Source organism: Hydrogenophaga aquatica (assembly GCF_054780915.1).
The window spans coordinates 17,877-44,012 of the sequence record NZ_BAAGVK010000002.1 but is presented as its reverse complement, the minus strand read 5'-3'; the positions used below and the strand labels follow the sequence as shown (position 1 = coordinate 44,012).

General features: G+C 64.3%; 25 protein-coding genes. 4 read left to right on the top strand and 21 right to left on the bottom strand.

Annotated features, from left to right (window positions below; genetic code table 11):
• Positions 1-68 precede the first annotated feature (68 nt).
• From trpA to ACYVHH_RS01135, 18 genes are all read right to left on the bottom strand, one after another.
• The gene (gene trpA / locus ACYVHH_RS01220) at positions 69-887 is read right to left on the bottom strand and encodes a tryptophan synthase subunit alpha (protein ID WP_460563178.1); all 819 of its coding nucleotides are present in this window, start codon (positions 885-887) and stop codon (positions 69-71) included.
• The gene (trpB, locus tag ACYVHH_RS01215; protein ID WP_460563176.1) at positions 884-2,200 is read right to left on the bottom strand and encodes a tryptophan synthase subunit beta; all 1,317 of its coding nucleotides are present in this window, start codon (positions 2,198-2,200) and stop codon (positions 884-886) included. Before trpB ends, trpA begins: the two co-directional genes overlap by 4 nt.
• A 142-nt stretch (positions 2,201-2,342) precedes the next feature.
• Positions 2,343-2,999, bottom strand: a complete 657-nt coding sequence (locus ACYVHH_RS01210) for a phosphoribosylanthranilate isomerase (protein WP_460563174.1) — start codon at positions 2,997-2,999, stop codon at positions 2,343-2,345.
• A 12-nt stretch (positions 3,000-3,011) separates the two neighbouring features.
• The gene (truA, locus tag ACYVHH_RS01205) at positions 3,012-3,797 is read right to left on the bottom strand and encodes a tRNA pseudouridine(38-40) synthase TruA (protein WP_460563173.1); all 786 of its coding nucleotides are present in this window, start codon (positions 3,795-3,797) and stop codon (positions 3,012-3,014) included.
• A gap of 26 nt (positions 3,798-3,823) precedes the next feature.
• Complete coding sequence (locus ACYVHH_RS01200; RefSeq protein ID WP_460563172.1) at positions 3,824-6,358, bottom strand: FimV/HubP family polar landmark protein; 2,535 nt, start codon at positions 6,356-6,358, stop codon at positions 3,824-3,826.
• A gap of 146 nt (positions 6,359-6,504) precedes the next feature.
• Positions 6,505-7,614, bottom strand: a complete 1,110-nt coding sequence (asd, locus tag ACYVHH_RS01195) for an aspartate-semialdehyde dehydrogenase (RefSeq protein WP_460563171.1) — start codon at positions 7,612-7,614, stop codon at positions 6,505-6,507.
• Between the two features lie 232 nt (positions 7,615-7,846).
• Positions 7,847-8,914 carry a 3-isopropylmalate dehydrogenase gene (gene leuB, locus ACYVHH_RS01190; protein ID WP_460563170.1) on the bottom strand — a complete coding sequence of 356 codons (1,068 nt, stop codon included), beginning with the start codon at positions 8,912-8,914 and terminating at the stop codon, positions 7,847-7,849.
• 58 nt (positions 8,915-8,972) lie between these two features.
• Positions 8,973-9,623, bottom strand: a complete 651-nt coding sequence (gene leuD, locus ACYVHH_RS01185; protein ID WP_460563169.1) for a 3-isopropylmalate dehydratase small subunit — start codon at positions 9,621-9,623, stop codon at positions 8,973-8,975.
• A gap of 18 nt (positions 9,624-9,641) precedes the next feature.
• Complete coding sequence (locus tag ACYVHH_RS01180; RefSeq protein ID WP_460563168.1) at positions 9,642-9,800, bottom strand: entericidin EcnAB; 159 nt, start codon at positions 9,798-9,800, stop codon at positions 9,642-9,644.
• 22 nt (positions 9,801-9,822) lie between these two features.
• The gene (gene leuC / locus ACYVHH_RS01175; protein WP_460563167.1) at positions 9,823-11,244 is read right to left on the bottom strand and encodes a 3-isopropylmalate dehydratase large subunit; all 1,422 of its coding nucleotides are present in this window, start codon (positions 11,242-11,244) and stop codon (positions 9,823-9,825) included.
• 50 nt (positions 11,245-11,294) lie between these two features.
• Entirely contained in the window at positions 11,295-11,678 is a 384-nt protein-coding gene (locus tag ACYVHH_RS01170; protein WP_460563166.1) for a hypothetical protein, read from the bottom strand.
• Between the two features lie 73 nt (positions 11,679-11,751).
• On the bottom strand, positions 11,752-13,062 hold the full coding sequence (locus tag ACYVHH_RS01165) for a citrate synthase (RefSeq protein ID WP_460563165.1): 1,311 nt from the start codon (positions 13,060-13,062) through the stop codon (positions 11,752-11,754).
• Positions 13,063-13,076: 14 nt separating this feature from the next.
• Positions 13,077-13,370, bottom strand: a complete 294-nt coding sequence (locus ACYVHH_RS01160) for an FAD assembly factor SdhE (RefSeq protein WP_460563164.1) — start codon at positions 13,368-13,370, stop codon at positions 13,077-13,079.
• Positions 13,371-13,386: 16 nt separating this feature from the next.
• Positions 13,387-14,091, bottom strand: coding sequence for a succinate dehydrogenase iron-sulfur subunit (locus ACYVHH_RS01155; protein WP_460563163.1), 705 nt, complete (start codon positions 14,089-14,091; stop codon positions 13,387-13,389).
• A gap of 31 nt (positions 14,092-14,122) precedes the next feature.
• Complete coding sequence (gene sdhA / locus ACYVHH_RS01150) at positions 14,123-15,925, bottom strand: succinate dehydrogenase flavoprotein subunit (RefSeq protein WP_460563162.1); 1,803 nt, start codon at positions 15,923-15,925, stop codon at positions 14,123-14,125.
• A 3-nt stretch (positions 15,926-15,928) separates the two neighbouring features.
• On the bottom strand, positions 15,929-16,294 hold the full coding sequence (sdhD, locus tag ACYVHH_RS01145) for a succinate dehydrogenase, hydrophobic membrane anchor protein (protein WP_460563161.1): 366 nt from the start codon (positions 16,292-16,294) through the stop codon (positions 15,929-15,931).
• 22 nt (positions 16,295-16,316) lie between these two features.
• On the bottom strand, positions 16,317-16,748 hold the full coding sequence (sdhC, locus tag ACYVHH_RS01140; RefSeq protein WP_460563160.1) for a succinate dehydrogenase, cytochrome b556 subunit: 432 nt from the start codon (positions 16,746-16,748) through the stop codon (positions 16,317-16,319).
• A 137-nt stretch (positions 16,749-16,885) separates the two neighbouring features.
• Complete coding sequence (locus tag ACYVHH_RS01135; RefSeq protein WP_460563159.1) at positions 16,886-17,689, bottom strand: GntR family transcriptional regulator; 804 nt, start codon at positions 17,687-17,689, stop codon at positions 16,886-16,888.
• Between the two features lie 121 nt (positions 17,690-17,810).
• On the opposite strand from ACYVHH_RS01135, the gene ACYVHH_RS01130 reads away from it, so the two are divergent.
• The 4 genes from ACYVHH_RS01130 to acnB are packed head-to-tail and all read left to right on the top strand — an operon-like array spanning position 17,811 to position 22,960.
• Positions 17,811-18,797 (top strand): malate dehydrogenase, encoded by a 987-nt coding sequence (locus ACYVHH_RS01130; protein WP_460563158.1) that lies wholly within the window; start codon positions 17,811-17,813, stop codon positions 18,795-18,797.
• Between the two features lie 9 nt (positions 18,798-18,806).
• Positions 18,807-19,811: an HpcH/HpaI aldolase/citrate lyase family protein gene (locus ACYVHH_RS01125; RefSeq protein ID WP_460563157.1), complete on the top strand. Its 1,005-nt coding sequence runs from the start codon at positions 18,807-18,809 to the stop codon at positions 19,809-19,811.
• Between the two features lie 10 nt (positions 19,812-19,821).
• A complete protein-coding gene (locus tag ACYVHH_RS01120) occupies positions 19,822-20,340 on the top strand; it encodes a hypothetical protein (RefSeq protein ID WP_460563156.1) in 519 nt (172 codons plus the stop codon).
• 28 nt (positions 20,341-20,368) lie between these two features.
• Positions 20,369-22,960 (top strand): bifunctional aconitate hydratase 2/2-methylisocitrate dehydratase, encoded by a 2,592-nt coding sequence (gene acnB / locus ACYVHH_RS01115; RefSeq protein WP_460563155.1) that lies wholly within the window; start codon positions 20,369-20,371, stop codon positions 22,958-22,960.
• A 92-nt stretch (positions 22,961-23,052) separates the two neighbouring features.
• Here the strand turns inward: acnB and ACYVHH_RS01110 are convergent, their stop codons facing one another.
• The 3 genes from ACYVHH_RS01110 to ACYVHH_RS01100 all read right to left on the bottom strand — a co-directional run bounded on the left by ACYVHH_RS01110 (position 23,053) and on the right by ACYVHH_RS01100 (position 26,124).
• A complete protein-coding gene (locus ACYVHH_RS01110; protein WP_460563154.1) occupies positions 23,053-24,594 on the bottom strand; it encodes a tripartite tricarboxylate transporter permease in 1,542 nt (513 codons plus the stop codon).
• A gap of 20 nt (positions 24,595-24,614) precedes the next feature.
• Positions 24,615-25,046: a tripartite tricarboxylate transporter TctB family protein gene (locus tag ACYVHH_RS01105; RefSeq protein WP_460563153.1), complete on the bottom strand. Its 432-nt coding sequence runs from the start codon at positions 25,044-25,046 to the stop codon at positions 24,615-24,617.
• Positions 25,047-25,131: 85 nt separating this feature from the next.
• A complete protein-coding gene (locus tag ACYVHH_RS01100; RefSeq protein WP_460563152.1) occupies positions 25,132-26,124 on the bottom strand; it encodes a Bug family tripartite tricarboxylate transporter substrate binding protein in 993 nt (330 codons plus the stop codon).
• Positions 26,125-26,136: the final 12 nt, after the last annotated feature.

The following is a 26,136-nucleotide window of genomic DNA, read 5'->3' as shown; positions in this document are numbered from 1 at the left end:
GTTTCTCCTTGCTGGTCAAAGGCAGCGCCAGCCGCCGCCAGGGGCGGGGCGCTCTTGAATGGGCGACATTATGCGCCCAAGCCGTCCAGTGCCTGCCGGATTCCCCCCAGGAAGGCGGCCGCGGCAGGTGCTACGCCCGTGCGCGGCTCGTTCTCGATGACCTGAATCAGCTTCGTGCCGATGACCACGGCGTCGGCCGTTCGGCCAACCGCGCAGGCTGTGGCGGCGTCGCGTATGCCAAAGCCCACGCCCACCGGGGTATTCACGTGCTGGCGGATGCGTGGCAACATGGCTTCCACAGCGCCGGTGTCGAGGTGGCCCGCGCCGGTGACGCCCTTGAGCGACACGTAGTACACGTAGCCGCTGGCAATGCGCCCGACCTGGGCCATGCGTTCGTCCGTGCTGGTGGGGGCCAGCAGGAAGATCAGGTCCAGCCCGTTGGCCTTCAGCGTGGCGGCGAATGCCTCGCACTCCTCAGGCGGGTAGTCCACGATCAATACGCCGTCCACACCGGCAGCGGCGGCGTCACGCGCGAACGCGTTCTGGCCGTGTTTCAGTTCGTAGCGCTCCACCGGGTTGGCGTAGCCCATCAGCACCACCGGGGTGGCAGCGTCCGTCTGGCGGAAGGTGCGCACCATGTCCAGCACCTGGGTCATGCCAATGCCAAAGGTCAGGGCCTTCTCGCCCGCCTTCTGGATCACCGGGCCATCGGCCATGGGGTCGGAAAACGGCACGCCCAGCTCGATGATGTCGGCACCGGCCTGAACCATGGCATGCATGAGTTCGGGGGTCACGTCCGCGTACGGGAAGCCAGCGGTGACGTAGGGGATCAGGGCCTTGCGGCCCTGCTGGCTCAGGTTCTTCAGGGTGTTTTCAATGCGGCTCATTGCTCGGTTCCGGCTCCGGCTTTGATCAGGTTCACCGGCTGCTCGCCGCCCTTGACGGACTGGCCACGGCAACTGGGGCGGCAGTAGAAGTCGGCTTGCGACAGGTCGGCCACGGTTCCGATGTCCTTGTCGCCCCGGCCCGATAGGTTCACCAGGATGGACTGGTCCGTGCGCATGGTCTTGGCCAGTTTCATGGCGTAGGCCAGGGCGTGGCTGGACTCCAGCGCGGGGATGATGCCTTCGGTGCGGCACAGATGGTGGAAGGCTTCGAGTGCCTCCTTGTCGGTGATGCCGACGTACTCGGCGCGGCCGATGTCCTTGAGCCAGGCGTGTTCTGGGCCCACGCCGGGGTAGTCCAGGCCCGCGCTGACGCTGTGCGTCTCGGTGATCTGGCCGTTGTCGTCCTGCAGGATGTAGGTGCGGTTGCCGTGCAGCACGCCGGGGCTGCCTTTTTGCAGCGATGCCGAGTGCTTGTCCGTGTCCATGCCTTCACCGGCTGCTTCCACGCCGATCAGGCGGGTTGTCTCGTGCGCGATGTAAGGGTAGAAAATGCCCATGGCATTGCTGCCACCGCCCACACAGGCCACCACCGCGTCGGGTTGCAGCTCGCTGCCGTTACCCGGCAGCTTCAGGTCGGCCAGCATCTCGGGCATCTGCGTCAGGCATTCCTCGCCGATCACGCTCTGGAAGTCGCGCACCATCATGGGGTAGGGGTGCGGGCCCGCCACGGTGCCGATGATGTAGAAGGTGTTCTCCACGTTCGTCACCCAGTCGCGCATGGCTTCGTTCAGCGCGTCCTTCAGCGTCTTGCTGCCGCTTTCCACCGGCACCACGGTGGCACCCAGCAGCTTCATGCGGTAGACGTTGGGGCTTTGGCGTTTCACGTCCTCGGCGCCCATGTAGACGATGCACTCCAGCCCATAGCGGGCACAGATGGTGGCGGTGGCCACACCGTGCTGGCCCGCGCCGGTCTCGGCAATGATGCGCGGCTTGCCCATGCGCTTGGCCAGCATGGCCTGGCCGATCACGTTGTTGATCTTGTGGGCGCCGGTGTGGTTGAGGTCCTCGCGCTTGAGGAAAATCTGTGCCCCGCCCAGTTCGCGGCTGGTGCGCGCCGCATGGTAGATGGGCGAGGGGCGGCCCACGAAATGCGCCAGCTCGTAGCGGAATTCGCGCAGGAATTCGGGGTCGTGCTGGTACTTGGCGTAAGCCTCGCGCAGTTCGTTGATAGCGTGGGTGAGGGTTTCGCTGATGAAGCTGCCGCCATAGGGGCCGAAGTGGCCGCGTGCGTCGGGTTGGTGGTATTCGTACATGGCTTTTGATTCGTTGGGTGCCGGGGTGCCGGGCCTGAAGGGAACAGGCTGGGCGCAGGGAGGGCGTGGCTGAAGGCCCCTTCCAGACAGACCTCGCCAGGGAGCCGAACGTTGCCGGGGCAAGTGTTCGGCCGCAGGGGTGTCAGGACGCGTCGGCCAGGCGCACGGCCTCGATGAAGCGGTCGATCAGCTCGGGACTCTTGATGCCCTTGGCGCTTTCCACGCCGGAGCTGACGTCAACCGCCCAGGGGCGCACGAGACGGACGCCAGCGGTCACATTTGCAGGTGTGAGTCCACCAGACAAAACGAGGCGAGCGCTGGCGTTTAGTTGCGGGTGTGACCAATTGAAGGCTGTCCAGTCGAAGGAAACTCCGCCGCCACCGTAGCCCTGTACGTGGGCGTCGAGCAGGATGGCCTGCGCGGCGGCGTGCTGTTCAGCGTATTTTAGGAGATCGAAGCCCGCCGCGCCATCGCCCGTGGGCACGCGGGCAGCGCGGATGTAGGGGCGGCCATGGAGCAGACATTCGGCGGGCGTCTCGTCGCCATGAAACTGCAGCAGCGCGTTGGGTGCCGCTGCCACACCCGCCCGCACTTCTTCGGCGGTGGCGTTGACGAACAGCAGCACCGGTGTGACAAAGGGGGGCAGCATGCGGGCCAGCTCACCGGCACGCTGGGGTGAGACGGCGCGCGGGCTGGGCGGGTAGAGCACGAAGCCGATGGCGTCCGCTCCGGCATGCACGGCGTGGCGCACGTCTTCTTCACGCGTGAGGCCACAGATCTTGATGCGTGTACGAGGCATGGCGGGGAGCATTCAGGGGAGCCAGTCCAGCCCCGGCACAGTGTCGGGCAGGCCCCACTGCGCATCATAAAGCGGGCCGACGAAGTAAAGCCCGTCTGGTGAGAAGGTGGGGGCGGCCACCTCCCGGCTGCGTGCCTGCAGCACCTGAGCCATCCATTCGGGTGGACGCAGCCCCTGCCCCACGGCCACCAGGCAGCCCATGATGTTGCGGATCATGTGGTGCAGGAAGGCGTTGGCCTCGAAGTCGAAGCGCCAGTAGGCGCCCCTGCGGCTGATGCTGATGCGGCGCAAGTCCTTGATGGGCGACAAGGCCTGGCACTGGGCCGCGCGGAAAGATGTGAAGTCGTGCTCGCCGATCAGGTGCGCAGCGGCTGCCTCCATGGCAGCCTGGTCCAGCGGGCGGAACACCCAGCCCGCACGGCCCGACTCGAAGCTGGGGCGTACCGGCGATTCGAGCAGCACATAGGCGTAGCGGCGCGCCACGGCACTGGCACGGGCATGGAAGGCATCAGGGACCGGGTGGGCCCACTGCACGGCGATGTCGTGCGGCAGAAAGCGGTTGGTGCCGCGCACCCACGAGTTCATGGGCCGCTGCAGTTCGGTGTCGAAGTGCACCACCTGCATCAGGCCGTGCACGCCTGCATCGGTTCGGCCCGCGCAGAGTGTGTTGACCGAAGGCAAGGCGCTGAACTCGGCCAGGGCAGCCTCCAGCCGGTCCTGCACCGTCTGCCCGCTGGGCTGGCTTTGCCAACCCTGGTAGCTGCCACCCTGGTAGCTGATGCCGAGCGCGATCCTCAAGTCGTTTCTGCCGGACGGTGGTGGCTTCAGGAAAGCTGGGACAGGAAGGCCCGGGCACGTTCACGCAGGGCTCCGCTGGCCTCGGCTTCCACTTCCTCGGCAAGTGAGCGCGCCCCCTCGGTGTCGCCGATGGCCTCGAACTCTCGGGCCAGCGACAGCTTGGTCTCCAGAGGGTCTGAGCCGCCAAGTCCTTCGTCGACCTCCATCTGCGAGAGCGCGTCCAGATCGGGGTTGGAAGCTTCCTCGACAGGGGCGGCCTCGGCCTGCAGGTCCAGCGACAGCTCGTCCAATTCCGGCGGGATGCTTTGCGCTTCAGGCGCAGGCGCCTCCTCGGTCTGCACGTCCGTGAGGTCCAGGTCAAAATCAAGGCCCTGATCGGCCTGCGGGGCACTGGCCGGGGCGGGGGCAGGCGTCTGGGGTTCTTCGCCGCCCAGATCCAGGTCCAGCTCGAACGCGTCGGTTTCCATCGCCGGAGAAGGAGCGTCGGCGGTTTTTTCCTGTACCTGCTCCGGGCTGTCCAGGTCGAGGTCGAAGTCCAGGCCGTTGTCTGCTGTCTCGCTCTGGTCAGATAGCGATGCTGCCTGGGTCTGCGTCGGTGCGGCGTCACCGGGTGTTCCCAGTTCAAGATCGAGGTCTGGAACCTCCGTTGCGATAGGCGCCGCCGCAGGGGCCTCGGCCCGTTCCTGGGCGGGCTGATACATGGGGTTCTGCGGGTCCATCGCATAGCCCAGTTGCCTAGCTTCTTCCCATTCGTTGCCGCGGCCTTCCGTCAGGTCAAAGACCTGTGCTGCCACGTCCTCAAAGGCCTTCGCGTCGTTGCGCTGGGCATAGATTTCGAGCAGCTTGAGGTGAATCGCCAGGCGGTCAGGGTGCAAACGCAACGCGTCGGTCAAGATCTCTTCAGCCTGCTTGTCCCGTCCATAGGCGAGGTAAACGTCGGCTTCGGCCACGGGGTCGACGTCGCCCCCGGCGTCAAGCTGGCTCGGCGAATACATCATCGACGACGGCGCACCTTCCTCGCTGGTGTCGACCGATTGACCGCCGGCCGGTTCAAAGCGGGAGTCGTCTTCGTCTGTCAGCGCGCCGGCCTTTTCGGCACGGCGCTTGCGGATGCGGAGCAACGCCAGCGCGCCCAGCAGAACGGCCAATCCGCCTGCGGCAGGCAGCGCTACAGGGTTGTCCATCAGCTCTTGGACGAAAGCGCCGGCCGGTGCGGCTGCGGGCGCGGGCGCCGGAACTGGCACAGGCGCTGGCAAGGCGGGGCCGGGTGCGGGAGCCGGGTCGGCGGTCGGCGGCGTGGGCGCTGCCGGGGCGGCTGGCTCGGCGGCGGGGGCGGCTGCTGCGGGACTTGGGGCCGTCTCGCTGGCGGCTTGGCTCAACTGCTGCAGTTCTTCCAGGTTGCGGGACAGCTCGGCTGTGCGCGAGCTGTTGTCTTCCTGCTGGCGCTGCTGGGCAATCTGTTCTTCCTGGGCATTGGCTGCCGCCACCGTTCCCTTGGACAGCGTCAGCTTGTCGGCGGCGGGGGCATCCGGCTTGGCCTCGCTGACTTCGGCTTGCACCGTGCCCGTGGCGGCCCGGCCCCCGGCTTCGCTGCCCTGGCCTGGTGCCATGGCAGCCAGGCGGCGGCGGTATTCGTTGAAGTCGCGGCTCTGCGCTGTGATCAGCTGGCGGGCTTCTGCCGCCTCGATCTGTTCGACCTCTGCCGCAGGCGGCAGGTTGAGAACAACCCCAGCCTTCATCCGGTTCACGTTGTTGCCCATGAAGGCCTGCGGATTGGCGCGCAGGATGCCAACCAGCATCTGTTCCAGCGAGACGCTTGGTGGCTTGTGGGCGAGTGCGATCCGTCCGGCGGTGTCACCGGCACGAACGGTGACCTGAGCTGGCGCTGCGGCCGCTGCAGCGGCACTCGCAGGCCGTGCCGGGGTTGCCGGTGCAGCGGCGCTTGCAGCTGGCGCAGCGGGTGTAGCCGACGCAGCTGGTGCCTGTGGCACGGCTGCGGGCGGGGGGGGCGTCCGTCCGTTGGTCGAAGGCAGCAGTGGAGCCGGAGCGGGGCGCAGGTTCGGTGGATCGAACAGCATGGTGTACCCGCGCACCAGCCGCCCGCCATTCCAGTTGGCCTGTATGACCATGTCCAGGAAAGGTTCTGTGACGGCCTGTTCGCTTGTCAAGCTGAGAACCGCTCGCCCGTTGGGCCGCCGTTCCAGCCTGATGCGCACACTGTTGAGAATGGGGTTGAACTGCATCGTTGCCGCGCGGAAGGCGTCTTCCGGTGCGATGCCGATCTGCAACGAACCGGCTTCTTCATCGGTGATGCTGGGGACGTCGATCTCGGCGCGCAGCGGCTGCCCGAGCTGGGACTGCACAGATACCCGCCCCAAGGCAAGAGCCAGGGCATCGGTGGCAACAAAAGAAGATGTGAGCAGCACTGCCGCCGCCACCGCGCGAAGGCCAAGACCAAAAGACGTGGCTGTGGCGAATGGGGCAGGGTGACGGGACGTTCCCGAAGTGTCGGATGGTATGTGCTGCACGTAGACCTCAACCTGTTTTCGAGAAAACACCATAACATCAAGCAGTTATGGTGACAAGCTCATAAGCCGCTTGAGTCGCGGCAGTGGCTTTGCCGGACAGACGGGAGCAGCAGAGCGTTGCGCATCCACAACGCTGTCAGGCGTGCTCCCTCTGTTCGCCAAGTGGCGAATATATCCGCTCAGGCCTCAAGCAGGATGCGCAGCATGCGGCGCAGCGGTTCAGCAGCACCCCACAGCAGCTGGTCGCCGATCACGAAAGCCGACACGTACTCAGGGCCCATGTTGAGCTTGCGCACGCGACCCACACCTACTTCCAGGCCACCGGTAATGGCTGCTGGCGTCAATTCTTTGACGGTGATGGCGCGGTCGTTCGGCACCCACTTCACCCACGGGTTGCCGCTCTTGATGATGGACTCGATCTCGGCCAGCGGCAGATCCTTCTTTAGCTTCAGCGTGAGCGCCAGGCTGTGGCAGCGCATGGCGCCGATACGCACGCACAGGCCGTCCACGGGGATGGTGGCCTCGGTGCCCAGGATCTTGTTGACTTCGGCCTGGCCTTTCCATTCTTCCTTCGATTGGCCGTTGTCCAGCTGCACGTCGATCCAGGGGATCAGGCCACCAGCCAGGGGGGCGCCGAAGAATTCGGTGGGCACGTCTTCGCGGATGGCCTTGGCCACCTTGCGGTCGATCTCCAGGATGGCGGAAGCGGGGGTGGCCAGCTCATCGGCCACGGCGCCGTGCACTACCCCCATGCCCTTGAGCAGTTCGCGCATGTGGTTGGCGCCGCCGCCGGATGCCGCCTGGTAGGTCATGGAGCTGACCCACTCGACCAGGCCTTGCTTGAACAGACCGCCCAGGCCCATCAGCAGTATGGAGTTGGTGCAGTTGCCGCCGATCCAGTTCTTGCCGCCAGCGGCCAGGGCCTTGCGGATGACGTTGTCGTTGACGGGGTCGAGGATGATGACCGCGTCCTTTTCCATGCGCAGGGAAGAGGCGGCATCGATCCAGTGGCCTTGCCAGCCGGAGGCGCGCAGCTTGGGGAAGACTTCCTTGGTGTAGTCGCCACCCTGGCAGGTGATCACGATGTCGCACTTCGCCAACGCTGCAATGTCGTTCGCGTCTTGCAGTGCAGTGTGCTGCTTCGCCTGTGCGGGTGCCTTGCCGCCGGCATTCGATGTGGAAAAGAAAATGGGCTCGATGTGGTCGAAGTCACCTTCGGCCACCATGCGGTCCATCAACACCGAGCCGACCATGCCGCGCCAGCCGACCAAACCTACCAACTTGCTCATTTCAAACGCCCTTTCAAGTAAAACAAACGGTGCCAGACCGGACCGGTTTGCCCGGCTCGTCAGGCCGGGGAGGGCGCACGACGAACCAGGCTGGATCAGCCCTTAATGGTCGTGGTTTTGGTGGAGATTGCGCGCGCAGCCACACCTGCCAGGGCGGCAGGTGTCAGGTTCAGGGCGAACGGGCGGGCGGCAAACATCCCTGTATTGTAGCCGAAGGAGCCTTGTGCGGCGCTTACAGCGCCTGCACCACGGCGTCACCCATCTGTGCGGTGCCCACCTTGGTGGTGCCTTCGCTCCAGATGTCAGGGGTGCGCAGACCTTGTGCCAGCACCTTCTGCACAGCCGCCTCGATGCGGGCAGCCGCCTCGGGCTGGTTCAGGCTGAAGCGCAGCATCATGGCCGCGCTCAGGATGGTGGCCAGCGGGTTGGCCACGCCCTTGCCCGCGATGTCGGGTGCACTGCCATGGCTGGGCTCGTACAGGCCCTGGTTCTTGCTGTTCAGGCTGGCCGAGGGCAACATGCCAATGGAGCCGGTCAGCATGGAGGCCTCGTCCGACAGGATGTCGCCGAACATGTTGCCCGTCACGATCACGTCGAACGCCTTGGGGGCCTTGACGAGCTGCATGGCGGCGTTGTCCACGTACATGTGCTGCAGCTCCACGTCGGGGTACTGGGCGTGTACTTCGGTGACCACGTCCTTCCAGAACTGGAAGGTTTCCAGCACGTTGGCTTTGTCCACGCTGGTGACCTTCTTGTTGCGCTTGCGTGCCGCCTGGAAGGCCACGTGGGCGATGCGCTCGATCTCGGGCTTGGAGTAGCGCATGGTGTCGAAAGCTTCCTCGGCACCGGGGAAGTGGCCGTCGGTGGCCACGCGGCGTCCGCGCGGCTGGCCGAAGTAGATGTCGCCGGTGAGCTCTCGGATGATGAGGATGTCCAGGCCCGCGATGAGTTCAGGCTTGAGGCTGGACGCGCCGACCAGTTGTTCGTAGCAGATGGCCGGGCGGAAGTTGGCAAACAGCCCCAGGTTCTTGCGCAGGCCCAGAATGGCCTGCTCGGGGCGCAGAGGGCGGTCCAGCTTGTCGTACTTCCAGTCGCCCACCGCACCGAACAGCACGGCGTCGGCTTCCATGGCCAGTTTCAGGGTCGATTCCGGCAGCGGGTGGCCATGCGCCTCGTAAGCGGCGCCGCCCACTAGGGCCTGTTCCATTTCGAACTTGAGGTCGAGGGCCTTGAGAACCTTGACGGCTTCAGCGACGATTTCGGTGCCGATGCCGTCACCAGGAAGAACTGCGATTTTCATGTGCGGTGCGGGCGCTTCAGCGCCCTTGAAAGTGAGGTTGCGCTCGGTGGACTGACGTTCAGCTCAGCATCGTGTGTGCCAGCCAGGGCTTCTGGGCCAAGCGTTCGGCTTCGTAGGCCTGGATCTTGTCCTTGTGGCGCAGCGTCAGACCGATGTCGTCCAGCCCGTTGATGAGGCAGTACTTGCGGAAGGGCTGCACGTCGAAAGGAATCTCCTCGCCCTGCGGGCGCACGATCACCTGGCGCTCCAGGTCGATGGTGAGCTGGTAGCCAGGGAATGCGTGGACCTCGTCGAACAGCTGCGACACCGTGGCCTCGGGCAGCACGATGGGCAGCAGGCCGTTCTTGAAGCAGTTGTTGAAGAAGATGTCGGCAAAGCTGGGGGCGATGAGCGCGCGGAAGCCATATTGCTCAATGGCCCAAGGCGCGTGTTCGCGGCTGGAGCCGCAGCCGAAGTTCTTGCGTGCCAGCAGGACGGAGGCGCCCTGGTAGCGCGGCTGGTTCAGAACGAACTCGGGGTTGGGCTTGCGGCTGGCCGGGTCCTGGCCAGGGTAGCCAGGGTCCAGGTAGCGCCACTCGTCGAACAGGTTCGGCCCGAAGCCCGTCTTGCGGATGGACTTCAGGAACTGCTTCGGGATGATGGCGTCGGTGTCGACGTTTTCCCGGTCCATGGGGGCCACCAGGCCCTTGTGCACGGTGAATTTTTGCATGAAGACTTTTTCGCTTGATTACTTGGCGATGTCCTGAATTTTTTCGCCGGCTTTTTCTATGCCTCGGCCAGCAGCACTGCCAACTTCCTTTGCGTCCTGTTTGACGCCGGACCAGGTGTTACAGCCCACGAGGGTCAGGCTCAGCGTGGCAATCAGCAGGGTGAACAGCTTTTTCATGGTGAGCTTCCTTTCCTTGCGATCAGGCGAATTGACGGATGTCGACAAAGTGACCGTGAATGGCTGCCGCAGCCGCCATGGCCGGGCTGACCAGATGGGTGCGCCCCCCATTGCCCTGGCGGCCTTCAAAGTTGCGGTTGCTGGTGGACGCGCAGCGTTCGCCGGGCTCCAGCCGGTCGGCGTTCATGGCCAGGCACATCGAGCAGCCCGGTTCGCGCCACTCAAAGCCCGCGGCCTTGAAGATTTCATGCAGCCCTTCGCGCTCGGCCTGGTCTTTCACCTGGCCCGAGCCGGGCACCACCATGGCCAGCTTGACGTTGCGCGCCACCTTCTGACCGAGCTTCTTGACGACCGCCGCTGCCTCGCGCATGTCTTCAATGCGGCTGTTGGTGCACGAGCCGATGAAAACCTTGTCGACGTGGATGTCGGCCAGTGGCTTGCCGGGTTCGAGCCCCATGTAGGTCAAGGCGCGCTCCATGGCGTTGCGCTTGTTGGGGTCCTTCTCCTTGTCGGGGTCGGGTACCGAGGCGGTTACCGGCAGCACCATCTCGGGCGAGGTGCCCCAGGTGACCTGCGGCAGGATCTGCGCGGCATCCAGTTCGACCACGGTGTCGAAGCTGGCATCGGCGTCGGAGTGCAGCGTCTTCCAATAAGCCACGGCCTGGTCCCATTCCAAGCCGTTGGGGGCCAGGGGGCGGCCCTTGACGTAGTCGATGGTCTTGTCGTCCACAGCCACCAGACCCGCGCGTGCGCCCGCTTCGATGGCCATGTTGCAGACCGTCATGCGGCCTTCCATGCTGAGGGCACGGATGGCACTGCCGCCAAATTCGATGGTGTAGCCGGTGCCTCCTGCGGTACCGATCTTGCCAATGATGGCCAGCACGATGTCCTTGGCACCGCATCCCTTGGGCAGCGTGCCTTCGACCTTGACCAGCATGTTCTTGGCCTTCTTGGCCAGCAGTGTCTGCGTGGCCAGGACGTGTTCCACCTCGGAGGTGCCGATGCCGTGGGCCAGCGCGCCAAAGGCGCCGTGCGTGGACGTGTGAGAGTCACCGCAGACCACGGTCATGCCCGGAAGGGTCGCGCCGTTTTCGGGGCCGATCACATGGACGATACCCTGGCGCTTGGACAGGAAGGGGAAATACGCCGCGGCACCGAACTCGGCGATGTTCGCGTCGAGCGTGGTGATCTGTTCCTTGCTGATGGGGTCGGCGATACCGTCGTAGCCCAGTTCCCAGCCGGTTGTCGGCGTGTTGTGGTCGGCGGTGGCAACCACCGAGCTGATGCGCCAGACCTTGCGTCCGGCCACGCGCAGGCCTTCAAAGGCCTGGGGGCTGGTCACTTCATGAACCAGGTGGCGGTCGATGTAGAGCACCGCGGTGCCGTCTTCCTCGGTGTGGACGACGTGCTCGTCCCAGATCTTGTCGTAGAGGGTGCGTCCCATGGGTCATTCCTTGGCAATCCATCATTTTATGCGGATGGCCGGGTGTGTGTTCAGTCGAGGATGTCGAGGGTGGGGGAGAGTTCGCGGATCCGGTGGTCCACGTAGTAACCGCCAAACTCGGTGTAGCGCAGAAGATGCCTGTGGCACTGGGTGCATTGCCAGATGTCGCAGCGGTTGTAGGGAAAGTGCTGCACGGCCACCGGGGCGTCCGGGGATTCGTAGCGTGTACCCCGTGGGTGAACTTCCTCGAACGTTGGCTCGTACAGCTCTGGGTCGCGCAGCGACGCCACAGCCTGCATTTGCGTGGCTGGCCAGCGCTCCTCGGTCAGGCTGGTCCAGCCTGCGCACGCACCGGCCGTGCAGGTGCAGGCGCGCGAGGGCTGAGCCTGGGCAAGCAGATCGCGCAAGTCTTTGGCGGAGTGAATGCGTTGCATGCCGGGCAATATGCTGTGGAAGAAAAAAACCCGCCGACGTTGCCGTGCGGCGGGCTGCGGTTTCAGCCGGTGATCAGCGCTGTGCCAGAGGGGGCACGTCGCGGCGGGCAGAACCGGTGAACAGCTGACGGGGACGGCCGATCTTGTACTCGGGGTCGCCGATCATTTCGTTGAGCTGGGCGATCCAGCCCACGGTACGGGCCAGGGCGAAGATACCGGTGAACAGGTTCACGGGGATGCCGATGGCGCGCTGCACGATGCCGGAGTAGAAGTCCACGTTCGGGTAGAGCTTGCGCTGCACGAAGTAATCGTCTTCCAGGGCGATCTTTTCCAGTTCCTTGGCCAGCTTGAACAGGGGGTCGTTTTCCAGGCCCAGTTCGGACAGCACCTCGTTGCAGGTTTCCTGCATGAGCTTGGCGCGCGGGTCGTAGTTCTTGTAGACGCGGTGACCGAAGCCCATCAGCTTGACGCCGGAGCTCTTGTCCTTGACCTTCTCCATGAACTCGCCAACCTTGGCCACGCCGCCGTTGGCCTGGATGTTTTCCAGCATGTTCAGGCAGGCCTCGTTGGCGCCACCGTGGGCGGGGCCCCACAGGCAGGCCACGCCAGCAGCAATGGCGGCAAAGGGGTTGGTGCCTGACGAACCGCACAGGCGCACCGTGGAGGTGGAGGCGTTCTGCTCGTGGTCGGCGTGGAGGATGAAGATGCGGTCCAGGGCGCGCTCGAGCACCGGGTTGACCTTGTACTCCTCGCAGGGGGTGCCGAACATCATGCGCAGGAAGTTGCCGGCGTAGGACAGGTCGTTGCGCGGGTACATGTAGGGCTGGCCGATGCCGTACTTGTAGGCCATGGCCACGAGCGTGGGCATCTTGGCGATCAGGCGGATCGCGGCGATGCGGCGATGCTCCGGATTGTTGATATCGGTGCTGTCGTGGTAGAAGGCCGAAAGCGCGCCCACCAGGCCGGTCAACACAGCCATGGGGTGCGCGTCACGACGGAAGCCGCGCAGGAAGAACTGCATCTGCTCGTTGACCATGGTGTGGTTGATCACGAGCTTGTGGAAGTCGCCGCGCTCCTTCTCGTTGGGCAGTTCGCCGTTGAGCAGCAGGTAGCAGGTGTCGAGGTAGTCGCAGCTGGTTGCCAGTTGCTCGATGGGGTAGCCACGGTACAGCAGCTCTCCCTTGTCGCCATCGATGTAGGTGATGGCCGACTGGCACGACGCTGTGGACAGGAAGCCCGGGTCGTAGGTGAACATGCCGGTTTGCGCGTACAGCTTGCGGATGTCGATCACGTCCGGGCCGATGCTGCCTGCGTAAACGGGCAGTTCAACGCTCGGCGCACCGTTGCTGAAGGACAGGGTGGCTTTGTTGTCTACGAGTTTCATTCGTTTTCCTTGAATTAGGAGTGGGCTTGAACGGATGGCTGGCCCGTGCGCAGCAGGGTCAGCAATTCCACGACTTCCTCTGTGGCCAGCGCATCCTTGGGCTCGGTCCGGCGCAACAGCAGATCCAGGAGATCGTTGTCGGGCAGGTCCATGAGAGCGTCAAGGGCGCGTGCCTGACGGACGGTGATGCCAGATTCGTGCCTGGCGAAGAAGCGCTCGATGAACAAGTCGTTTTCGAGCAGGCCACGGCGGCACCGCCACTTGAGCTTGCTCAGGGCGCGTTCGTCGAGCAGGGCGGTGTCGTCCATGGCCTTGTCTTGCGGGTCAGATGGAGCGCAGGACCATCATTTCCTTGATCTTGCCGATGGCCTTGGTGGGGTTCAGACCCTTGGGGCAGACATCGACGCAGTTCATGATGGTGTGGCAGCGGAACAGGCGGTACGGATCTTCCAGGTTGTCCAGTCGCTCGCTGGTCGCCTGGTCACGGCTGTCGGCGATGAAGCGGTAGGCCTGCAGCAGACCGGCGGGGCCGACGAACTTGTCGGGGTTCCACCAGAAGCTCGGGCAGCTCGTGGAGCAGCTGGCGCACAGAATGCACTCGTACAGACCGTTGAGTTCCTCGCGCTCTTCCGGGCTCTGCAGGCGCTCGCGCTCGGGGGCGGGGGTCTCGTTGATCAGGTAGGGCTTGATGCTGTGGTACTGCTTGAAGAACAGGGTCATGTCCACGATCAGGTCGCGCACCACCGGCAGGCCGGGCAGCGGCTTGAGGACGATGTCGCCCTTGAGCGTGTTCAGGTTGGTCAGGCAGGCCAGGCCGTTCTTGCCGTTGATGTTCATGGCGTCAGAGCCACAGACACCCTCGCGGCAGGAGCGGCGGAACGACAGGGTGGGGTCCACCGCCTTGAGCTTGACCAGGGCGTCGAGCAGCATGCGCTCGGAGCCGTCCAGTTCGACCTGGATGGTCTGCATGTAGGGCTTGGCGTCCTTGTCCGGGTCGTAGCGGTAGATCTTGAAAGTGCGTTGTGCCATTTTTCAGGTTCCTTTTTCTCGCGCGTTCCGGTCAGAAGGTACGGGGCTTCGGGGGCACCGTCTCGGCAGTCAGGGGCTTCATGCGCACGGGCTTGTAGTCCAGGCGGTTGCCATCCTTGTACCAGAGGGTGTGCTTCATCCACTCGGCGTCGTTGCGGCCCAGCGGGCAGGTGGGGTGGGTCACGTCGTGCTCGTAGTCGCGCACCAGGTGGGCGCCACGGCATTCGGTGCGGGCGGCGGCGCTTTCCATGGTGGCTTGCGCGGCTTCCATCAGGTTCTCGACTTCCAGCGCCTCGATGCGGGCGGTGTTGAAGACCTTGGAGTTGTCCTTCAGGCCGATGTTGGCCACGCGCTCACGCAGGGCGGCAATCTTCTTGACGCCTTCGTTCATGACCTCCTGGCTGCGGAACACACCAGCGTGCGCCTGCATGATGGCGCGCATGTCGTTGGCCACGTTCTGGGCGTACTCGCCGTCCTTGCAGTTGTCCAGGCGTGCCAGGCGCGCCAGCGTCTTGTCTGCGGCGTCCTTGGGCAGGGCCTTGTGTTCCTGCTTGGGGTTGACGTTGGCGATGATGTGGTTGCCCGCCGCCTTGCCGAACACCAGCAGGTCCAGCAGGGAGTTGGTGCCCAGGCGGTTGGCGCCGTGCACCGACACGCAGGAGCATTCGCCCACCGCGTACAGGCCGTTGACGGGCTTGTCTTCGCCGTTGACGCGCTCGACCACCTGACCGTGGATGTTGGTGGGGATACCGCCCATCTGGTAGTGGATGGTGGGCACCACGGGGATGTTCTCGCGGGTCACGTCCACGTTGGCGAAGTTCACACCGATCTCGAACACCGAGGGCAGGCGCTTGTGGATGGTCTCTGCACCCAGGTGCGAGAGCTTCATCTCGATGTAGTCCTTGTTGGGACCACAGCCACGGCCTTCCAGGATTTCCTGGCCCATGCAGCGGGACACGAAGTCACGCGGCGCCAGGTCCTTTAGCGTGGGCGCGTAGCGCTCCATGAAGCGTTCGCCGTTGCTGTTGAGCAGGATCGCGCCTTCGCCACGGCAGCCTTCGGTCAGCAGCACGCCCGCGCCAGCCACGCCGGTGGGGTGGAACTGCCAGAATTCCATGTCTTGCAGTGCAATGCCAGCGCGCGCGGCCATGCCCAGGCCATCACCGGTGTTGATGAAGGCGTTGGTGGACGACTGGTAGATGCGGCCTGCACCACCGGTGGCCAGCAGCACGGTTTTGGCTTCCAGCACGTAGGTGTCGCCGGTTTCCATTTCCAGGGCGGTCACGCCCACCACGTCGCCGTCGGCGTCGCGGATCAGGTCCAGAGCCATCCACTCCACGAAGAAGGTGGTGCGCGACGACACGTTGGCCTGGTACAGCGTGTGCAGCATGGCGTGGCCGGTGCGGTCAGCAGCGGCGCAGGCGCGTTGCACGGGCTTTTCGCCGTAGTTGGCGGTGTGGCCGCCGAACGGACGCTGGTAGATCGTGCCGTCGGGGTTGCGGTCGAACGGCATGCCGAAGTGTTCGAGTTCGTAGACGACCTTCGGTGCTTCGCGGCACATGAATTCGATGGCGTCCTGGTCACCCAGCCAGTCGGAGCCCTTGACGGTGTCATAGAAGTGGAATTCCCAGCTGTCTTCGCTCATGTTGCCCAGGGAAGCGGACACGCCGCCCTGTGCTGCAACGGTGTGCGAGCGGGTGGGGAAGACCTTGGAGAGCACGGCCACGTTCAGACCTGCACGGGCCAGCTGCAGCGAGGCGCGCATGCCGGAGCCGCCGGCTCCGACGATGACCACGTCGAACTTGCGCTTGGGAAGAGATGCGGTGGTGGTCATGAATCAGAGCCTCCAGAGAACTTGAAATGCCCAACCGGCGCAACCCACCAGCCAGACCAGAGTGAAAACGTGCAGTGCCAGGCGCAGGCCGGCGGGCTTGACATAGTCCATCCAGATGTCGCGGATGCCCACCCATGCATGCCATGCCAGGGCGACGATCACAGCGAAGGTCAGGAACTTCATCCACTGGGCGGCGAAGATGCCGGCCCAGGTTTCGTAGCCGATGGGGCCGCTGGAGAAGATCACCTGTGCCAGCAGCACGATGGTGAACAGGGCCATGAGGGCGGCGGTGACGCGCTGGACCAGCCAGTCGCGGGTGCCGTAGTGGGCGCCGGTGACGACGCGCTTGGAGCCGTAGTTGACGGACATTTTTCTACTCCGGGCGGTTGAATCAGTACAGGCCGAACAGCTTGGCGCCGAGCACGACCGTCAAACCCAGGCTGAGAGCCAGGGTGACGACGGCGGAGGACTTGCCAAACTCCTTGGTGACGGAGTGGGTGGCATCCATGTAGAGGTGGCGCACGCCAGCGATGAAGTGGTGCAGGTAGCCCCAGATCAGGCCCAGGCAGACCAGCTTGACGAACCAGCCCGGCACAAAGCCGATACCCGCGCTGAAGGCGGAGGTGAAGGTGTCGTACGACAGTTCCGAGGAAAGCGACGTGTCGAACATCCAGACGATGAACGGCAGCAGGATGAACATCAGGCCACCGCTGGCGCGGTGCAGGATGGACACCCACCCGGCCGCAGGGAGGCGGTAGGTGGTGAGGTCCTTGAAGGCATTGATGTTGCGGAACTCTGGCCGCTTTTTGCTCAGCTCTGTCATGAGAGGACTTTCGGTTGGCTTGAGGACGGAGGGTTGGTAACCGGCGCGTAACTGTGCGGCACGACCCTGACGGTTAACTGTCGAATTCTATTGCAACGCAACATGTGTCTATCTGTGTTCGGTGAATGTTTGAGGTCTCAACTCAGCTCGTTGCGGTAGTGGTGGTGGTCTGTTCGGTAGAGGCCGCGTCGCAACTCCATGGGGATGTCGTTGTAGGTGTAGGCCACGCGTTCGACGCTGAGCAAGGGGAAGCCCGCAGGCACGCCCAGCCGCTCGGCGGCCTGTGCGTCGGCGGCCACGGCCTTGATCTTTTCCTCGGCGCGAACCATGCGAACGCCAAACTGGGTTTCAAACAGGGCATACATCGGCCCTTGGTGCTGGGCCAGTGTTTCCAGCGTCAGGCCCTTGAACGGCCCGCCCGGGAGCCACAGGTCTTCCAGAATGGTGGGGGTGCCCTGGAAGGACAGCACCCGGTGCACCTGGATCACCGGCTCGCCGCTGCGCAGCCCGAGCAGGTGGGTGATTTCGGTGGGCGCGCGCAGGCGGCGGCATTCAATGATGCGGCGCTCCCTGGGGCCCTCGTTGGCCAGGGAGCCGACGTCGGGGTGCAGGCGCAGGAAGCGGTACTGGATGTGCTGTTCCGCGTGGGTGGCAACGAAGGTGCCTTTGCCCTGGCGGCGCACGAGTAGGTTGTCGGCCGCCAGCTCGTCAATGGCCTTGCGCACCGTGCCCTGGCTCACGCGGTAGCGTGCCGCCAGTTCCAGCTCGCTGGGTATCAGGTCTCCAGGCTTCCATTCGCCGGCCTGCAGGCTCTGCAGGATGAGCGTCTTGATCTGCTGGTACAGCGGACTGAACGCCGGCGTGGGCGCGCCTGCCTGCCCGGGGTTTTCGGCCCCGGCGGCGGAAGGCGCGGTGTTGGATTGGAGGGGGGGCTGGCTCATGATTTGTAAGCGTCAATCATATCTTATATAAGACATAAGACAAATTGACGTTTGAGGGTTTACCAGAGTACACTTGGCGGGATCTGTTTTCTTTCAACCGTACCCACTCTGGAGTGTTTTCATGAGCAAGAAGCCCGTTCGCGTGGCCGTCACCGGCGCCGCAGGTCAAATCGGTTATGCCCTGCTGTTCCGCATTGCTTCCGGCGAAATGCTGGGCAAGGACCAGCCGGTCATTCTGCAGCTGCTCGAAATTCCTGACGAAAAGGCCCAGAAGGCGCTCAAGGGCGTGATGATGGAGCTGGAAGACTGTGCTTTCCCGCTGCTGGCTGGCATGGAGGCCCACTCTGACGCGATGACCGCGTTCAAGGATACCGACTACGCCCTGCTGGTCGGCGCCCGTCCTCGTGGCCCTGGCATGGAGCGCGCCGATCTGCTGGCCGCCAACGCCCAGATCTTCACCGCCCAGGGCAAGGCCCTGAACGCCGTGGCTTCGCGCAACGTGAAAGTGCTGGTGGTGGGCAACCCCGCCAACACCAACGCCTACATCGCCATGAAGAGCGCACCGGACCTGAAGCCGGGCAACTTCACCGCCATGCTGCGCCTGGACCACAACCGCGCTGCTTCCCAGATCGCCGCCAAGACCGGCAAGGCCGTCAAGGACATCGAGAAACTGTGCGTGTGGGGCAACCACTCGCCCACCATGTACGCCGACTACCGTTTCGCCACCATCAACGGCGAATCCGTCAAGGACATGATCAACGACCAAGTGTGGAACGAAACCGTGTTCCTGCCGACCGTGGGCAAGCGTGGTGCCGCCATCATCGAGGCGCGCGGTCTGTCTTCCGCCGCTTCCGCAGCCAACGCTGCCATCGACCACATGCGCGACTGGGCCCTGGGCACCAACGGCAAGTGGGTCACCATGGGCATCCCGTCCCAGGGATGGTACGGCATTCCCAAGGATGTCATGTTCGGCTTCCCCGTCACCTGCGAAAACGGTGAGTACAAGGTCGTCGAAGGCCTGGAAATCGACGCGTTCAGCCAGGCTTGCATCGACAAGACCCTGAAAGAGCTGACCGACGAGCAGGCTGGCGTCGCCCACCTGCTGTAAGCCGCTGGCATGGGCAAGCATCCACGTCAGGTGTTGCTGGGCGCACAGGCCGGGGCGGTGACGCTCCCGGTGTGTGACCACTACAGCGGCGTGGAGGCGCGCATGCGCAAGAGCCTGGAGTTACAGGCGGGTTACATCGAGCGGTTCGGTGCGTGCGTCTTCGACGTGACACTGGACTGCGAGGACGGCGCGCCCGTGGGCGGTGAGGCCGAACATGCTGCCTTGGTGGCTGAGCTGGCGCGCGGGGTAAAGCCCGACGCTCCGGTGCGCCAGCGCGTGGGCGTGCGGGTTCACCCGGTGGACCACCCAGCTTTTGAGGCTGACGTTGCGCACATTGTGGGCACGGCCGGGCCGCATCTGTCGCACTTGATGGTGCCCAAGGTCGAGTCCGTGGACGACGTGGCGCGTGCCGCGCATGCGCTGGACGCCGCTGGCGGTGCCGACTTGCCCCTGCATGTGCTGATCGAATCGCCCCTGGCGGTGCACCGGGCTTTCGATATCGCGGCTCACCCGCGCGTGCAGTCGCTGAGTTTCGGCCTGATGGACTTTGTCTCGGCCCACGGCGGGGCCATCCCCTCCGGTGGCATGGGTGTGGCGGGGCAGTTCAGCCACCCGCTGGTGTTGCGGGCCAAGCTTGAGATTGCCAGCGCGTGCCATGCCCATGGCAAGGTGCCCTCGCATTGCGTGGTGACCGAGTTCAAGGACACGGCAGCCCTGCGGCAGGCGGCACAGCGCGCAGCGCGAGAGCTGGGCTACACCCGCATGTGGAGCATCCACCCCGACCAGATCGAGCCGATCCTGGAGGCTTTTGCCCCCGAGGCGCAGGAGGTGGACAAGGCAGCGGCCATCGTGCTGGCTGCTGTGGAGGCCGACTGGGCGCCGATATCCCATGAGGGGCATTTGCACGACAGGGCCAGTTACCGCTATTTTTGGCAGGTGCTGGAGCGTGCGCGCCAGACGGGCTGCAAGATGCCCGACAGTGTCCGTTCCTACTTCGAGCCCACGGCCCATTGAGGAGACAGAGATGGCTGCCAACCCGTTGACCCGCTTTTCCTTCCCGCCCTTGCCGGGTGTGTGTCTACTGGCGGCCGCCTTGCTGACCGTGGGCGGCCAAGCGCAAGCGCAGTCGGCTGGCCGCAAGGTGGCGCCCGTGCAGGCGGGGGCGCCGGCAGAGGAGCCCCTGTCCCCGGCGGAGCTCGCCATTGCCGCCAACGTGCACGTGGGCGCGCTGCCCTGCGAGTTGGGGCAGACCGTGAGCATCCAGCCCGACCCGCAGGCACCTGGTTACTTCCATCTGCAGCTCAAGGGCCAGCGCTTCCGGGTGCGCCCCGTGGAAACCAGTACAGGCGCCGTGCGGCTGGAGGACAGATTGCAGGGGGCCGTGTGGATACAGCTGCTCAACAAGTCGATGCTGATGCACCAGAAGCAGGGCCGCCGCCTGGCAGATGAATGCATGAGCCCGATGCAGCAGGCCGCCGCCGAGCAGCTCAGACTCAACCCGGCACCGTCTTTGCTTGACGTGGCGCAAAGCCCGTCGCGTTGAATTTCTTTCGTTTTTTCTGGAGCCAATGATGTTGCAAGCCTACCGTGAACATGCTGCCGAGCGCGCTGCGCTGGGCATTCCCCCGCTGCCGCTGTCCGCACAGCAGGTGGCAGAGCTCATCGAGCTGATCAAGAACCCGCCCGCTGGCGAGGAAGCTTTTCTGCTGGACCTGCTGACGCACCGCGTGCCCCCGGGTGTGGACGACGCCGCCAAAGTCAAGGCCAGCTTCCTGGCTGCCGTGGCGCATGGCGACATCCAGGTCGCCCTGATCAGCAAGGCCAAGGCCACCGAACTGCTGGGCACCATGGTGGGCGGCTACAACGTCAAGCCCCTGATCGACCTGCTGGACGATGCAGAAGTGGCCGATGTGGCTGCTGCTGGTCTGAAGAAGACCCTGCTGATGTTCGACGCGTTCCACGACGTGGCCGAGAAGGTCAACGCGGGCAACGCCAAGGCCAAGGAAGTGATGCAGAGCTGGGCCGACGCCGAGTGGTTCCTGAGCCGCCCGGAAGTGGCCAAGAAGATCACCGTGACCGTGTTCAAGGTGCCTGGCGAGACCAACACCGACGACCTGTCGCCCGCACCCGACGCCTGGAGCCGCCCGGACATCCCGATGCACTACCTGGCCATGCTGAAGAACACGCGTCCCGACGCGGCCTTCAAGCCCGAGGAAGACGGTAAGCGCGGCCCGATGCAGTTCATCGAGGACCTGAAGAAAAAGGGTCACCTGGTGGCTTACGTTGGCGACGTGGTGGGCACCGGTTCCAGCCGCAAGTCCGCTACCAACAGCGTGATCTGGGCAACCGGTGAAGACATTCCCTTCGTGCCGAACAAGCGCTTCGGTGGCGTGACCCTGGGCGGCAAGATCGCTCCCATCTTCTTCAACACGCAGGAAGATTCCGGTGCATTGCCCATTGAAGTGGATGTGAGCAAGCTGGAAATGGGCGACGTGATCGACGTGCTGCCCTACGAAGGCAAGATCCTGAAAAACGGCCAGACCGTGGCCGAGTTTGCTCTGAAGAGCGACGTGCTGCTGGACGAGGTGCGCGCTGGTGGCCGTATCAACCTGATCATCGGCCGCTCGCTGACCGGCAAGGCACGTGAATTCCTTGGCCTGCCCGCTTCCACCGCGTTCCGTCTGCCTGTGGCTCCCAAGGACACCGGCAAGGGCTTCACGCTGGCTCAGAAGATGGTCGGCCGTGCCTGTGGCCTGCCGGAAGGCAAGGGCATTCGCCCCGGTACCTACTGCGAGCCCAAGATGACCACCGTGGGCAGCCAGGACACCACTGGCCCCATGACCCGTGACGAACTGAAGGACCTGGCCTGCCTGGGCTTCAGTGCCGATCTGGTGATGCAGTCCTTCTGCCACACTGCTGCCTACCCCAAGCCCGTGGATGTGAAAACCCATCGCGAGCTGCCGGCCTTCATCAGCAACCGCGGCGGTGTTGCCCTGCGCCCGGGCGACGGTGTGATCCACTCCTGGCTGAACCGCCTGCTGCTGCCCGACACGGTCGGCACCGGTGGTGACTCTCACACCCGCTTCCCCATCGGCATTTCCTTCCCCGCAGGCTCTGGCCTGGTGGCCTTCGGTGCCGCCACTGGCGTGATGCCGCTGGACATGCCAGAGTCGGTGCTGGTGCGCTTCAAGGGCCAGATGCAGCCTGGCGTCACCCTGCGTGACTTGGTGCATGCCATCCCCCTGTACGCCATCAAGGCTGGCTTGCTGACCGTGGCCAAGGCGGGCAAGAAGAACATCTTCTCGGGCCGCATTCTGGAAATCGAAGGTCTGCCTGATCTCAAGGTGGAGCAGGCGTTCGAGCTGTCCGACGCGTCGGCCGAGCGTTCCGCTTCGGGCTGCACCATCAAGCTCAACCCCGAGCCGATCAAGGAATACCTCACCAGCAACATCGTGCTGATGAAGAACATGATCGCCGACGGTTACCAGGACAAGCGCACGCTGGAGCGCCGCATCAAGGCCGTGGAAGCCTGGCTGGCCAAGCCGGACCTGCTGGAAGCCGACAAGGACGCCGAATACGCGGCCGTGATCGAGATCGACCTGAACGAGATCAAGGAACCCATCGTCTGCTGCCCGAACGATCCGGACGACGCCAAGTTCCTGTCTGAAGTGGCGGGTACCAAGATCGATGAAGCCTTCATCGGTTCCTGCATGACCAACATCGGCCACTTCCGCGCAGCATCCAAGGTGCTGGGCGGCGCGCGCGACATCCCCGTCAAGCTGTGGGTGGCACCGCCGACCAAGATGGACGAGAGCGAGCTGATCAAGGAAGGCCACTACGCCAACTTCGGCGCAGCCGGTGCCCGCACCGAGATGCCGGGCTGCTCGCTGTGCATGGGCAACCAGGCGCAGGTGCGCGAGGGGGCAACCGTGGTTTCCACCTCGACCCGCAACTTCCCGAACCGCCTGGGCAAGAACACCAATGTGTTCCTGACCAGCGCGGAACTGGCTGCAGTGTGCTCCAAGCTGGGTCGCATTCCGACCGTGGCCGAGTACCAGGAAGCCGTGGGCATCATCAACAAGGACGCCGCCAACGTCTACAAGTACATGAACTTCGACCAGATCGAAGAGTACGCAGAGACGGCCAAGGGCGTGACGGTTTGATGCCGCCAGTGACCTGAAACAAAAACGGCCCCTCGGGGCCGTTTTTTTTCGGGACGTTCAAGCCATCCAACCGTCAGATGGCGTGCCGGGCATCAATCTGACGTGCCATCGTTGTGCGCCTCCTCCACGACGCGCTTGGGCCGCACGAACTTGCCAATGAATATCGGCAGCACGAACCCGAGCACAGCCAGGGCGAGGAAGCTCACGGCCAGCGGGGAGCCATACAGGATCGACAGGTCACCATCGGAGATGGTCAGCGCGCGGCGCAGGTTCTTCTCCATCAGCTCACCCAGCAGAATGCCGAGGATCACGGGCACCATCGGAATGCTCAGTTTGCGGAAAACCCAGCCCAGCACACCAAACCCGATCATCAGCATCAGGTCGAACGTGGAGTTGGTGAGCGCATAGATGCCGATGAAGGAGATGACGGCCACGGCCGGCATCAGGTAGTAGGCCGGTATGCGCAAGACCTTCGTGAACAGACCCACCATGGGGATGTTCAAGGCCAGCAGCATGATGTTGCCGATGAAAAGCGCCGCGATCAGGCCCCAGACGACGTCCGGGTTGTTCGTGAACAGCAGCGGGCCGGGCGTGATGTCCAGCGACATCAGCATGGCCAGCAGCACCGCAGTGGTCCCGGAGCCAGGCACACCCAGCGCCAGCATGGGCACCAGCGCGCCACCGGCGGCGGCATTGTTGCCGGCTTCCGGGGCGGCCACGCCACGCGGATCGCCCTTGCCGAAGCGGCCCTTCTTGCCAACGACCTTTTTCTCGAGCGTGTAAGCCAGGAAGGAGCCCAGCGACGCACCTGCGCCGGGAAGCACGCCTGCGATGAAGCCGAGGAGGGTGCCGCGGCCCATCGACGGCGCGGTTTCCTTCAGCATGCTCGCTGGCGGCAGCACTTTCCCGATGTCGCTGACCGGCGCGGTGGTGTGGCTGTTGGCCTTGCCCCGTTCTTCGATGAAGACCAGGACCTCGGACAGCGCGAACATGCCCACGATGGCGATGAGGAAGTCGATGCCGTCGTAGAAGTGCACGTTGCCGAAGGTGAAGCGGGGCACGCCGGTCTGTCCGTCAACGCCGATGAAGGCCAGGGCCAATCCGAGCGCGGCGGCGAAAGCCGCTTTGGCCTGGTTGGCGCTGGTGACGCCGCCGAGGGTGGCGAAGGCCAGGGTGAACATCGCAAAGTATTCGGCGGGGCCGAAGAGCAGGGCCACGTCCACCAGTTGCGGCGCCAGGAACACCAGGCCCCAGGTGGCGAAGAAGGCACCCACGAACGAGGCAATGCCGGAGATGGCCAGCGCTTCACCAGCCTTGCCCTGGCGTGCCATGGGGTAGCCGTCCAGCGTGGTCATCAGGGCTGGCTCGTCCCCGGGAATGTTCAGCAGGATCGACGAAATGCGGCCGCCATACATGGCGCCGTAGTAGACGCTGGTGAGCAGAATGAGTGCGGGTGTGGCTCCGAGCCCCATGCTGAAGACCACGGGTATGAGGATGGCGACGCCGTTCGACGGCCCCAGGCCGGGCAGCGCGCCGATCATCGTGCCGAGGAAGCAGCCGACGAGTGCCAGCAGCAGGTTTTGCCAGGTCAAGGCGATGGCGAAGCCATCGGCCAGTGCTTGCAAACTTTCCATGGTGTAGTCCTTTCAGGGGTTCAAAAGCCCCAGGGGCCGGTGGCCAGGTTCAGGCCAAGCAGGTGCTGGAAGAGCCCATAGACACCCAAGGAAATGATCAAGCCGCCTTGCAGTGACTGGCGGGGCGTGGCCCCCAGACGCCAGCACAGAAACGCGGACAGGAATGCCGTGCTGACCACGAAGCCAGCGATGGGAAGCAGTTGCGCATAGGCGACGAGCACACCGAGCGTCACCAGAAGTTCGAGCAGCTTGAACAGCCCAGGCCATTCTGGTTCTGCGTCGGCCTTGAAGAGCATGACCACGCCCGCGATGGCCATGACGCCCGCAATCACCAGGGGAAAGGCTTTGGGGCCCAGGGGGTCTTGTATGAAGCTTTCTTCGATCAGTGTGGTGGCCCACATCATCATCAGCGCAACAGCCAATGCAATGCTGCCGAAAATCCGGTCGCTCATGGTGTACCTCGGTATGGCGAAAGGTGACTGGCTGCAAAAACGGCCTGCTCGCTTTCACGCGGGCAGGCCTGTCTTGCGGCACAAGTTACTTGATGATGCCGATCTCTTTCGAAAGCGCCTGGATCTCGTCCACGGATTCCTTGACGAACTTCTGGAAGGCATCACCGCGCAGGTTCAGCGGAGCCATGCCGTTCTTGGCCATGACTTCCTTCCACTCCTTGGAGTCGTAGACGGTGCCGACGCTCTTGACCCAGTAGTTGTACGCCTCGTCGCTCATCTTGCCGGGGGCATAGAAACCGCGCCAGTTGGCGCCCACGGCATCGAGACCTTGTTCTTTGGCGGTGGGGAACTTGGCGAAGTCACCGCTCAGGCGTTCCGGGGCCAGCACGGCCAGGACCTTGATCTTGCCCGCGTCGACGAACCCCTTGGCTTCAGAGATGTCGCCGGTGAAGGCCTGCACCTTGCCAGCCAGGAGTTGGGTTACCGCTTCGCCGCCGCCATCAAAGGCCACGTACTTCACACCACGCAGGTTGGCAATGCCGGCCTTCTTCGCGGCGATCAGCACCTTCAGGTGGTCCCAGCCACCCACTGCCGAGCCTCCGGCGAAAGCCACGGACGTGGGGTCGGATTTGACCTTGGCCAGCAGTTCGGGAAGGGTCTTGATAGGGGAGTCGGCGGCCACGGCGATCATGCCGTAGTCAGCGCCCACGGACGCCACCCAGCGCACCTGGTCCATGGTGTTGCCGGGGTAGGCGTTCTGGCCAAGGCGTGTTGCCGTCGAGGACGACGCAGCGACGATCAGGTTGTTTTCGGTGCTCCGCTTGGTGACCACTTCCGCGTAGGCAGCGCCGCCGCCGCCGCCAGCCTTGTTGGTCACTTGCATGGTGCCGGGAATCAGCTTCTGGTCCTGCAGCGCCTTGCCGACCAGGCGGCAGGTCATGTCCCAGCCGCCGCCAGCGCCTGCGGGCGCGATGCACTCGGTGTTGCCAGGCTGAAAGGCCCAGGCTGGTGCGGCTGCCATGACGAGGGCTGCGCCTGCGCCCGAAAGCCAGCGGGAAAGAGGACGTTTTGTTTCCATCAGGGTCTCCTT